Origin of the sequence: Actinoplanes campanulatus (assembly GCF_014647795.1) — a bacterium.
GTDB lineage: Bacteria > Actinomycetota > Actinomycetes > Mycobacteriales > Micromonosporaceae > Actinoplanes > Actinoplanes campanulatus.
The window spans coordinates 83,725-94,861 of sequence record NZ_BMPW01000010.1 but is presented as its reverse complement, the minus strand read 5'-3'; the positions used below and the strand labels follow the sequence as shown (position 1 = coordinate 94,861).

Genomic DNA, 11,137 nt, shown 5'->3' with positions numbered 1-11,137 from the left:
TGTAGCGCTGATTTCCAGTAGATCGTGTCGGTATGCGCAGTATGCGACAATAGCCTGCCACGCCATCACGGACAGTTTCTGAATGGAAACTCATTGCGATGAAAATCGCATCGTCCGGCCGTGATGAATTCTATTTCGCCAGCGCCCAGATGGCCCCTGAGCAGTGTGGACAAGATGTGAAGTGCAAACGAACTAGGCTTCCGGTATGCCCCAGGAAAGCCAACTCACCCACGTCGACGAGACCGGCGCCGCCCGGATGGTCGACGTTTCCGGCAAAACCGTGAGCGACCGCCGTGCCGTCGCGGCCGGCCGGGTCCGTACCACCGCTGAGGTCATCGACCTGCTGCGCCGCGACGGCCTGCCCAAGGGCGACGCGCTCGCGGTGGCCCGGCTCGCCGGAATCATGGGCGCGAAGCGGACACCCGACCTGATTCCGCTCTGCCACCCGATCGGGTTGCACGGCGTGAAGGTCGAACTGGAGCCCACCGACACCACGGTCGAGATCACCGCGATCACCAAGACCGCCGACCGGACCGGCGTCGAGATGGAGGCGCTCACCGCCGTCGCCACGGCCGGCCTCGCGCTCATCGACATGATCAAGGCAGTGGACCCGGCGGCCAGCATCGAATCGGTCCGGGTGCTGCGCAAAGAGGGCGGCAAGACCGGCGAGTGGATCCGCCCGGAGGACCGGCCGTGACCATCCGGGCCCGCGTGATCGTCGCCTCCAACCGGGCCGCGGCCGGGGTCTACGCCGACACCAGCGGCCCCCGGCTCGTCACCGGGCTGCGCGAGCTCGGCTGTGAGGTGGGCGAGCCGGTCGTCGTACCGGACGGTGACCCGGTCGCCGAAGCGCTCCGCGCCGCCGTCGCCGACGGCATCGACGTGGTCCTGACCAGCGGCGGCACCGGCGTCACACCGACCGACCGCACGCCGGAGGCCACCCGCGGGCTGCTCGACTTCGAGATCCCCGGCATCGCCGAGGCCATCCGCGCCCACAGCCGCGACCGGGTCCCCGCCGCCGCCCTCTCCCGCGGGCTCGCCGGGGTGGCCGGCCGCACCCTGATCGTCAACCTCCCCGGCTCGACCGGCGGCGCCAAGGACGGGCTGGCCGTGCTCGGGCCGCTGCTCGCACACACCGTGGACCAGATCCGGGGCGGCGACCACTGAGCGATAGGCTTCGCCGGTGACCGAGTCGACCCCTGTGGACTGGGAACTGGCCCGAGCCCTCGCCTTCGCCGCGGGGCAGGCCGCGGCGGGCGGCGCCGAGGTGATTCCGCTGGGCGAGGCCGACGGCCGGACCCTCGCCGAGCCGCTGCGCGCCCTCACCGACCTGCCGGCCTTCCCCACCTCGAGCATCGACGGCTGGGCGGTCCGCGGCCCGGCGCCCTGGCGCCCGGTCGGCCGGGTCCTGGCCGGCGGCACCCCGCCCCCGCTCACCGCGGACGGCGACTGCGTCGAGATCGCCACCGGCGCCATGGTGCCGGAGGGCGCCACCGCCCTGGTCCGGATCGAGGACTCGGCAACCGGCGGGGACGGCCGGGTCACCGGCGAACCGAGGGCCGTCCCCGACTGGCGCCTGCCCGGCGAGGAGGCGCACCGCGGCGAGGAGCTGCTGCCGGCCGGCACGGCGGTCGACCCGGCGGTCATCGGCGTCGCCGCCACCTGCGGCTACGAGACCCTCCAGGTCCGCCCGGCGCCGCGCGCCGCACTTCTGGTCTTCGGCGACGAACTGCTCACCGCGGGCCCGCCCGGCAACGGCCGGGTCCGCGACTCGCTCGGCCCACAGGTGCCGTCCTGGCTGCGCCGTTACGGCGCCACCATGGGCTCGGTCACCGGCCCGGTCAAGGACACGCTCGACGCCCACCTCGACGCCATCCGGTCCGCCCTCGACACCGCCGACCTGGTCTGCACCACCGGCGGCACCATGCACGGCCCGGTCGACCACCTGCATCCCGCCCTCGCCGAGCTGGGCGCCGAGTACATCGTCAACACCGTCGCAGTCCGCCCCGGCTTCCCGATGCTGCTGGCCCGGGTGCCCGGCCCGGCCGGCCGCCCGCGCTTCCTCGCCGGCCTTCCCGGAAACCCGCAATCCGCGATCATCGCCCTGGTCACCCTGGTCGCGCCGCTGCTGGCCGGCCTGCGCGGCCGCGATCTGCCCCCGTTGCCGCAGGTCACCGCGGGCACCGGGATCGCCGGCCGCGGGGACTTCACCCACCTGGCCCTCGCCGCGCTCGACTCCACCGGCCGGACCGCCACCCCGGTCGGCCACGTCGGCTCGGCCATGCTGCGCGGCCTCGCCAACTCCCACGGCTTCGCAGTCGTCCGCCCCGGCACCCAGGCCGCCGCCGGCGACACCATCGGATTCCTGCCCCTTCCGCTGACGCCCGGGGAGCGCCCATGACCACCGAGAACCCCACCGGTCTCGCCCACGCCGAGAACCGCACCGCAGCCGGCGTTCCCACCGAGATCGCCTCCGGGGATTCCGCTGCCGGCGTCATCCGGGCCGAGGTGATCGACGCGCCGCTCGACCTGGCCGCCCACGAGGCCGCCGTGGCCGACCCGCGGGCCGGTGCGGTGGTCTCCTTCCAGGGCGTGGTCCGCGATCATGACCACGGCCGCGGCGTCACCCTCCTGGAGTACGAGGGCCACCCCACCGCCGCCGCCATCCTCCGCGAGGTGGCGTCAGAGATCGCCGCTGACCCAGCGGTCTACGCGGTCGCCGTCTCCCACCGCATCGGAACCCTCCAGATCGGCGACGTCGCCCTGGTCGCCTCGGTCAGCACCGCACATCGCGCGGCCGCCTTCGCCGCCTGCGCCCGCCTGGTCGACGAGGCCAAGGCCCGCCTCCCGATCTGGAAACGCCAGGTCTTCCACGACGGCGCCGAAGAATGGGTCAACTGCCCTTAAAACCCATGATTTCGTACGGGAGTGCCTGCCCCCGACGAAACATTGGCAGTCCCGTAGCGCACCGCGAGCCGGGTGCCACCCAAGCCTGTGCCGCGCCCGCCGGGCGGAGATCGCGGGTCAGGCTCGCGAGCCCTCTGATTCAGCGGTCGGTGACGAGCGGCCGGCCGCCCTGTAGTGGTCGCGGTATTGCTCGCCAGGCGCCCAGGTTGCCCGCCTACGGCCGTAGCGCCGTCCGCCCGGGCAGGGCGGTCGCGGGGCCGCGGGCGGGTGGATGTACACGGTTGCGGTGTCGTGATCGCCCGTTTGCCTCATGGCGCCGGCGACCGCACACGCGACCTCTCTCGTGTGCGGCCACCCCGCGGTCAGCCGCCGCGTGGGAGCGGGATGGCCGCGGGGCGGGAGGACCGGCCCGGCCGCGGGGTGGGCAGGGACGGGGCGCCATGCCGCCACGGGAGCGTGTTGACCAGCAGGATCAGGGCGAAGGCCGGAATGTTCCAGGCCAGCGACCAGGACGGTGGCGCCAGCAGGGCCAGGTAGACGAGCAGGGCCCCGGCCAGGAAGGCGATGCCGGTGAGACGGGTGGTACGGGGCAGCCGGCCACTCAGGCGACGGCGCATGCCGGTGTCGGCGAGCACCAGGACGGCCGGGAGCAGCCAGAGCGTCTCGGCCGAGGTGGACACCGGGCCGGTGATGGCGCCGGTCAGGCCGACCAGCGTGAAGGCCGCCACCTCGTCGCCGTCGGTGTGGGCCGAGCGGGCCCGGATCAGGCCCACGGCGAGCAGCAGCATCCCGAAGGCGAACCAGACCAGCACCGGTGGCGCCGGGAAACCGTAGAGACGGGCCATCACGCCGGCCAGCGACTGATTGTCCGGGGCGCTGACCGGGGCGGGGCGGTCCAGCTCCCACATGACCGTCCCGTACCAGGAAAGGGTCTCGTCGGGAGCCACCGCCAGAGCGGCCAGGGTGACCACCGCCGCCGTGAACAGGGCCGTCACGGCGGCCCGGCGCTGCTTGGTGAGCAGTAGGAAGACGATGAAGAGCAACGGCACGGCGCAGAGGGCGGCGGCGAGACCGCTGCCCACGCCCGCCCACGAACCGGTGATCCAGACCCGGCGCAGACGACGGCGGAACCTGTCCGGGAACCAGTGCGGTCCGCGGTCCAGGGCGGAGCGGCGGCGTGGGCCCGGCAGGTCGGCCAGGATGCGGTGCCGGGCACGGTCGGCGCGGCGCAGGGCGATCAGGTCGGCGGCCAGCAGGGCGAGGATCAGCAACTCCGGGCGGCCCAGGCCGATGGTGGCCCGGACCGGTTCGGAGAGCAGCGCCAGGGCGGCCGCGGCCAGGACGAACGGGGTGCGGCGGTGACCGTGACGACGGGCCACCGGGCCGGCGACGACCAGCGTGGTCAGCAGGAGAGCCGCCACCCCGACCGCGGCCAGCAGCCAGCCGGCGGCACGCAGCGGCAGCAGGGTCAGGGGCGCGAGCAGCATGGCCAGTGCGGGTGGCAGCGCGGCGCCGGCCTGGTTGCCGGGGGACCGGTAGGCGTACAGGTCCGCGCCGTCGAGCCACCCCCGGATGGCGGCGTGTTCCACGGCGAGGGTGCTCAGCGCGTACCGCTGAAGGTAGAGAGTGATGACCGCCAGGGTGAGCAGGGCGCCGAGAACGACCAGCCCGGACCGCACGCGCGCAGCGTTGTGCGCCCCTCTTCGCTTCGCCGGCATGGCGCGACCCCCGTCTCGTTACCGGGCACGGCATGGCCTGCCGGTCGACCCGCCGCTCGCACGAAGGGCGAAGCGGTCGGGATCGGCGGCACGTCGTAGCCGAGCGGAAGCGAGCTTAGAAGGCGCAGACCGACCGCGCGGTCCCTTGTCCGCTTTAACGCAAACGCCGCGATAAGGTTGTTATCCGGGCAATCTGCGCGCCGTGGCGGCGGCGGCCGCGGCGATCTTCGCCTCCCGTTTCGCGGTGCGCACGGCCCGGCGCACCGACCGCTGGCTGCGGTCCACCGCGTGCGTGGTGCGGTAGCGCAGGCTCGGCCGGCCCTCGGTGTCGGCGGCGGCGAGCAGCAGCCCACCGAGCAGACCGAGACTGCGCAGCAGGTGATCGCGGTCACCCTTGTCGGTCGCGGTGTGCGGAATCAGGCCGGCCGCCAGCACGGCGGCGGAGAGTCGGGTGAACCGCCCGGTGGCCAGCGCGAGACCGGCCAGCACGTCGGCGGCCGCCTTTACCCGCACCAGGGTGACCGGATCGGTGGGCAGGCGTGGGTCCGTGCGCTCCAGCAGCGGCGTCACCCGGTCGGCGAACGGGCGGACCGCTTCAGCCCGCTCCTCGGGGCGGGCCAGGGCACGGATGCCGTCGAACACGAAGATCGATGCCAGCATGGCTCGGGCTGCGGTGCGTACGGGCCTCATGCCCCCGGTTATACCCGTAACCGGCCGACTACACCGGCTGAGTCCTGAGGTAGCGGCCGAAATGCGGGACGGTGAACGCCACCGTCCCCCGCTCGCCGGAGTAGATGAGTCCCTTTTTGATCAGCGCGTCGCGGGCCGGCGAGAGGCTGGCCGGTTTACGGCCGAGCGAGGTGGCGATGTCCGACGTCGGCACCGCGGCGTCCATGTCGTTGCCGGGATCGTCGGAGAGCGCCGCCATGGCCCGCATGTACTCCCGCTCGGCCGGGGTGGCCCGCTCGAATCGGGAGCCGAAGAAGCCGACCGCCAGCTCGCCCTCGGCCTCGGGCGCTGCCACCCGGACGTCGTCGGGGGTGATCGGCGACTGCGGCGCGTGATCCCAGGTGGCCTTCCCGTAGGCCTGGACGAAGTACGGATACCCGCCGGACTTCTCGTAGAGCAGGTCCAGCGCCTCCTGGTCGTAGTCCACGCCCTCCCGCTCGGCCGGCACGCCGAGCGCCAGATCGGCGGCGTCCCGGTCCAGCCGGTCGATCCGTGCGTACCGGAACAGCCGCTCGGAGTACGACTTGGCGGCGGATAGCACGGCCGGCAGGTGCGGCAGCCCGGCGCCCACCACGATCAGCGGCGCGCCCAGCTGGGACAGCTCGTGGCAGGCCGCGCAGAGCGCCGACACGTCGGTGGCGCTGAGGTCCTGCATCTCGTCGATGAACAGGGCGATCCCGGTGCCGACGTCGGTGGCCAGCGAGGCGGCGTCGGTGAACAGCTCGACCAGGTCGATCTCGATGTCGCCGGAGTCGGCACGGCCGCGGGCCGGCGGCACGTCGATGCCGGGCGCCCAGCGGTCCCGGATCTTCGCGTTGGTCTCGTTGGCCCGCAGCGCGAACGCCTTGAGCACGCCGAGCACCTCGTCCACCCGGTCCGGGTCGCGGTGGTGCGGGGCCAGCTCGCGGATCGCCATGTGCAGCGCGCCGGAGACGGGGCGGCGCAACGACTGGTCCGGCCGGGCCTCGATCTTGCCGGTGCCCCAGAGGCGGCCGATCGCGGCCGAGCGCAGTGTGTTGAGCAGCACCGTCTTGCCCACGCCGCGCAGGCCGGTCAGGACCAGGCTGCGCTCGGGGCGACCGCGGGCCACCCGCTCCAGAACGACGTCGAAGGCGTCCAGCTCGCGACCACGGCCCGCCAGCTCGGGTGGGCGCTGACCGGCGCCGGGAGCATACGGATTTCGCACCGGATCCACGCGTAGCACCGTATCGGGCCGTCTAGCGCGAACGCTAGAGTCGCCTCGATATCACCATCTAGGGGTTTCTAGCAGATTCGCTAGACCGTGGAATACTCCTTGAGGCAGAGCACGAAGTCGACGTCGTCGTATTCGGTGTCGTAGTAATACCACTTCGTGTAGCCGGTCACCTTGGAGCATTTACCGACCGCGTCCTTCTCGCCCGTGGTCTTGCCGTCGATCCGCTTCAGCACCTGGTAGGTGTTCGCCGTGCAGACCACCACACGCAGCTTCGGCTCGTTGTCGGTGCCCTCGTTGCGGACACACTGGCCCTTCGCCGCGAACCGGGCGTCCTCACTGGTCTGCGGTCGCGCCCCGTGCCCGGCCGGCGCGGTCGTGGTCGCCGCCACCGGCGTCTTCGCCTTCTCGTCGCGGCCCAGCAGGAACCAGGCGCCGGTGGCCACCCCGCCACCGATCAGGACACTGAGCACGGCGACCAGCGCGCCCATCGCGAAACCGCGCCGGGCCGGTGGCGGCTTCCACTCGGCGGGCGGTTTCCAACCGGGCTGCGGCGGCTGCTGTTGTGGAATCTGCGGCTGGCTCCACGGCTGCTCGGTCGCGCTCCACGGGTCGGCGGGTTCCGAGTACGGCTCCTCGGGGCTCCCACCCAGCCATGGCTGACCAGGGTACGGCCCGTTCTGCGACATCGGGGGTCCCTCCAGAAGCGGTCTACGCTGCCTGCCACCGTAGCGTGCGGCGGACAATCGGCTACCTTTCACGTTCGTGTCATCACAGTTGGTGATCTTGTCGATGCTGTTCGGGGCGGCGGCGGGGGCGTTCCTGCCCCGCGTCGCGTACCGGCTGACCGTCCCCTTCGGAGAACCGGCACGGCCGGCGTGCGCCCGCTGTGACCGGCCGTTCCCACCCGGAGCGGCCGGCTGGATCCACGCCGGACCGGCCTGCTGTGCCAGCGGAATCGGCCCGGCCGTGACGCTGTCGCTGGTCGGCGGCCTGCTGGCGGTCCTGCTCGGACCGGTGCCCCAACTGCCGGTCCACCTGCTCGCCGCGATCCCCGGCGTGCTTCTCGCGGCGATCGACCTGGGCTGCCTGCGCCTGCCCGACAAACTGGTCGGCACACTCGCCCTCGGCGCGGGCACACCACTCGCCCTGCTGGCGCCCGGCCGGATCGGTCCGGCCCTGGCCGCCGGCACGCTGGTCGGCGCCGGGTACCTGGCGATCGCGATGCTGCCCGGGCGCGGACTCGGCCTCGGCGACGTGAAACTGGGCGCGGCACTGGCGTTCCTGCTCGGGTTCGCGGGCTGGCCGGCGGTGGCCGTCGGTCTCGGCACCGCCCACCTGCTCAACGGCGCGGTCGCCACCTGGTTGCTGGTGCGGCGGCGAGCACGGCCGATCCCGTTCGGGCCGGCCCTGCTCGCCGGAGCGCTCGCCGGTCTTACAGCAGTCTGAGCTGACGATCCTTCGGACGGGCCGGGGTCGCCTCACCCAGCTTCTCGAAAAGTCCGGAATCGATCACGTCGAGGAACGGTGTGGGACTCTGCTCCCGCTCGCTGCCGTGCCGCGACCGTTTCGCCGAATGGCTCACATACAGCCGGTCCTGGGCACGGGTCAGGCCCACGAAGAACAGCCGGCGCTCCTCGGCCGTCTCCTCCTCCGACGGGGTCGAACCCGGCCAGCGCAGCGGCAGCAGACCGTCCTCACAGCCGACCAGGAAGACCACCGGAAACTCCAGGCCCTTCGCGGCGTGCAGGGTCAGCAGGTTCACCGCCTCCGCCCGCGGGTCCAGCGCGTCCACCTCGGCGCCCGTCGACAACTGTTGCAGGAACAGCGGCAGATCCTCACCCACCCGGTGGGCCAGCGGCATCAGCAGCTCGGTGGCGGTCCAGATGTCCTCGGGCGCCAGCTGTCCACCGTCCAGCGTGGGGGCGGCGAACCGTTGCGCCAGCACCTGACCGGCCAGCTTCACCCGGGTCGCGAGCGAACCGCCCGCACCGCCGGCGTGCCGCAGCTCCCGGGCGATCTCGGCGACCCCGGCCCGGTCCCGCAGCCGGTTGTGCGACCGCTTCTGCACCGGGACGCCGGCCCGGGACAGGGCTTCCATGATCGGACCGGACTGGGCGTCGGTGCGGTACAGCACCGCGATGTCGGAGAACGACAGATTTCCGGCCGCGGCGACACGGGAGTCCACCCGGCCCGAGTCCAGCGAGCGGTGCGAGAGGCCACCGACGAGCTCATCGATCGTACGGACGACGAAGTCGGCCTCGTCCGCGACACTGCGGGCGGCATAGCGGCCCACCAGCGCGGCCTCCGGGTCGAGCCGGGCCGGGTCCAGCCGGCGGCCACGGACCAGCGTCGTCGGGGCGATGGCCTGCACCGCGGCGGCCAGGATCGGCGCCGACGACCGGTAGTTGCGGGTCAACCGGACCAGGCGGGCGTCCACGAAGTCGGAGTTGAACCGCAGGAAGTACTGCACGTCGGCGCCCCGGAACGAGTAGATCGCCTGGTCCGGGTCACCGATCGCGCACAGGTTGCCGTTCGGCGGGCTGAGCAGGCGGAGCAACTCGTACTGGAGCTCGTCGACGTCCTGGTACTCGTCCACGAAGATCCACTGCCAGCGCTTGCGGTACTTCTCGACCAGCGCCTGGTCCTCCCGCAGCAGCGCCACCGGCACGCTGATCAGATCGTCCAGGTCGACCAGGTCCTGCTGGCGCAGCAGCTTCCGGTACGCCGCGTCGTCCTCGCCGGCCTGCTCCCGGGCCCGCGCCTGCTCGTGGTCGTCGGCGATGCGCCAGCCCGAGCCCAGCCCGGCCGCCTTCGCGTTCTCCTTCAGCACGGTCAGGCCCAGCGAGTGGAAGGTGCCCACCGTGATGTCCTCGGCCACGTCACCGAGCAGCGCCTCGAGACGCTCCCGCAGCTCCGCCGCGGCCCGCCGGGTGAACGTGATGGCCAGGCAACGCTCCGGGAAGACGCCCAGCTCGGCACAGAGGTACGCGATGCGGTGCGTCAGTGTCCGGGTCTTGCCGGTGCCCGGGCCGGCCACGATCAGCAGCGGACCGCCCGGCGCCGACGCGGCCACCCGCTGCATCGCGTCCAGCCGGTCCAGCAGGCCGGTGCCGACCTCCTCCATCCCGGCCAGCATCGGCTCGAACGGCTCGTGCGGGCTGGGCGGCGGGGCCAGCGGCGGCGGGGCCGGCTTCTCCTTGACCGGCTTGGCCTTCGGTTTCGCCGGGGCCGGCTCGGGCCTCGCCTTCGGTGTCTCCGCAGGAAAGTCGAAGAGCGTCTCCACCTGCGGGGCGCTGTTGCGGTTGCGCAGCTCGCCGGAGTCGAAGAGCGTGATCACGCCGTACTCGCCGTCATAGCCGGGCACCCGCCGCACATCGCCGCTCCGGAGCCGGGTGATCGCCTCGCGCAGCTCGTCGCCGCCCGCCTTGCCGATCTCGTCCACCGGCACCTTGCGCAGGATGTCCAGCTCCGCGCCGAGCGTGGCGACCAGATGGTTGAGCTGGGACTCCACCGTCTTCGACTTCGGGCCGACACCGTGGATCTCGCCGAGGATCTCGTGCAGCTGGATCAGGTGCTCGACGTGGTCGTCCTTCTGGAAGCCCAGCGGACGGTCGGCCAGGTCCTCGATCCGGCTCAGCACGCCGACGGTCAGCGGGCGCCCGCACTCCGGGCAGCGGCCGCCGGCCTGCCGGGTCCGCTCCGGCTCCCAGTTCACCCCGCAGGCGCGGTGGCCGTCGGCGTGGTACTTCCCCTCCTCCGGGAAGAACTCGAGCGTCCCGGCCTGGCCGACGCCGTCGCGCACCGCGAAGTAGTCGGGGGTGCCGGTGAACAGGGTGGCCTCACGGGCCAGGGCGGCCGGCGAGTGCGCGTCCGAGTTCGAGACCAGGCGGTAGCGGTCCAGGCTGGAGACCCGCCAGTTCATCTCCGGGTCCGAGGAGAGGCCGGTCTCCACCGCGGTGACGTGGTCGGCCAGGTCGGCGTAGCAGTCGGCGATCGCGTCGAACCCGGACTTCGACCCCAGGGCGGAGAACCACGGCGTCCAGATGTGCGCCGGGACCAGATAGCCGCCGGCCTCCAGGGTGATCTCCAGAAGATTTCGCGAGTCCAGGCCCAGGATCGGGCGGCCGTCCGCGGTCAGGTTGCCGATCCGGGCCAGCGCCGTGTTGATCTTCGCGACCGACTCGAAGTCGGGAGCGTAGAGCAGGTGGTGGACCTTGCGGGTCTTGTCGTCCCGCTTGTAGATCGTGGAGATCTCGACGCTCAGCATGAACCGGGCCGGGTCGGTGCCGCGCAGCGAACCCGGCAGCCGCTTCGTCACCGGCTTCTCGTCGGCGAGCCGGAACAGGCCAGGCTCGGCCGGCTCGAGGCTCTCCCGGAGGTGCTCGAACCAGGCCGGGTGGGTGAAGTCGCCGGTGCCGAGCAGGGCGATGCCCTTGCGCCGGGCCCACCAGGCCAGGTTGGGCAGGGTCAGATCACGGCTGCAGGCCCGCGAGTAGCGGGAGTGAATGTGCAGGTCCGCGACATATATATCCGTGCTGACCGCCACGTTCCGCATCCTGTCACGGCCGTCGGTTCCGCCAAGCTTCGC

Annotated in this window: 10 protein-coding genes; 5 read left to right on the top strand and 5 right to left on the bottom strand. The window is 72.5% G+C overall.

Features of this window, described 5'->3' with window-relative positions:
* The first annotated feature begins 205 nt into the window (after positions 1–205).
* Genes moaC through IEZ13_RS20340 form a run of 4 tightly spaced genes read left to right on the top strand, consistent with a single transcriptional unit; the run spans position 206 to position 2,907 of the window.
* Entirely contained in the window at positions 206–697 is a 492-nt protein-coding gene (gene moaC / locus IEZ13_RS20355; protein ID WP_183226515.1) for a cyclic pyranopterin monophosphate synthase MoaC, read from the top strand.
* The gene (locus IEZ13_RS20350; RefSeq protein ID WP_183226514.1) at positions 670–1,167 is read left to right on the top strand and encodes a MogA/MoaB family molybdenum cofactor biosynthesis protein; all 498 of its coding nucleotides are present in this window, start codon (positions 670–672) and stop codon (positions 1,165–1,167) included. Before moaC ends, IEZ13_RS20350 begins: the two co-directional genes overlap by 28 nt.
* Positions 1,168–1,183: 16 nt before the next feature.
* The gene (locus IEZ13_RS20345; RefSeq protein ID WP_183226513.1) at positions 1,184–2,401 is read left to right on the top strand and encodes a molybdopterin molybdotransferase MoeA; all 1,218 of its coding nucleotides are present in this window, start codon (positions 1,184–1,186) and stop codon (positions 2,399–2,401) included.
* Positions 2,398–2,907 carry a molybdenum cofactor biosynthesis protein MoaE gene (locus IEZ13_RS20340; RefSeq protein ID WP_229794813.1) on the top strand — a complete coding sequence of 170 codons (510 nt, stop codon included), beginning with the start codon at positions 2,398–2,400 and terminating at the stop codon, positions 2,905–2,907. The genes IEZ13_RS20345 and IEZ13_RS20340 overlap by 4 nt, the downstream gene beginning before the upstream one ends.
* A 362-nt stretch (positions 2,908–3,269) precedes the next feature.
* Here the strand turns inward: IEZ13_RS20340 and IEZ13_RS20335 are convergent, their stop codons facing one another.
* The 4 genes from IEZ13_RS20335 to IEZ13_RS20320 form a co-directional block, all read right to left on the bottom strand.
* The gene (locus IEZ13_RS20335) at positions 3,270–4,586 is read right to left on the bottom strand and encodes a glycosyltransferase 87 family protein (RefSeq protein ID WP_229794812.1); all 1,317 of its coding nucleotides are present in this window, start codon (positions 4,584–4,586) and stop codon (positions 3,270–3,272) included.
* A 219-nt stretch (positions 4,587–4,805) separates the two neighbouring features.
* Positions 4,806–5,315: a DoxX family protein gene (locus IEZ13_RS20330; RefSeq protein WP_183226511.1), complete on the bottom strand. Its 510-nt coding sequence runs from the start codon at positions 5,313–5,315 to the stop codon at positions 4,806–4,808.
* 28 nt (positions 5,316–5,343) lie between these two features.
* Complete coding sequence (locus IEZ13_RS20325; protein WP_183226510.1) at positions 5,344–6,549, bottom strand: ATP-binding protein; 1,206 nt, start codon at positions 6,547–6,549, stop codon at positions 5,344–5,346.
* 80 nt (positions 6,550–6,629) lie between these two features.
* Positions 6,630–7,235 carry an LppU/SCO3897 family protein gene (locus IEZ13_RS20320; RefSeq protein WP_183226509.1) on the bottom strand — a complete coding sequence of 202 codons (606 nt, stop codon included), beginning with the start codon at positions 7,233–7,235 and terminating at the stop codon, positions 6,630–6,632.
* A gap of 76 nt (positions 7,236–7,311) precedes the next feature.
* On the opposite strand from IEZ13_RS20320, the gene IEZ13_RS20315 reads away from it, so the two are divergent.
* On the top strand, positions 7,312–7,995 hold the full coding sequence (locus IEZ13_RS20315) for an A24 family peptidase (RefSeq protein ID WP_229794811.1): 684 nt from the start codon (positions 7,312–7,314) through the stop codon (positions 7,993–7,995).
* On the opposite strand, the gene IEZ13_RS20310 is transcribed toward IEZ13_RS20315, so the two are convergent.
* On the bottom strand, positions 7,982–11,104 hold the full coding sequence (locus IEZ13_RS20310; protein ID WP_183226508.1) for a UvrD-helicase domain-containing protein: 3,123 nt from the start codon (positions 11,102–11,104) through the stop codon (positions 7,982–7,984). The genes IEZ13_RS20315 and IEZ13_RS20310 overlap by 14 nt on opposite strands.
* Positions 11,105–11,137: the final 33 nt, after the last annotated feature.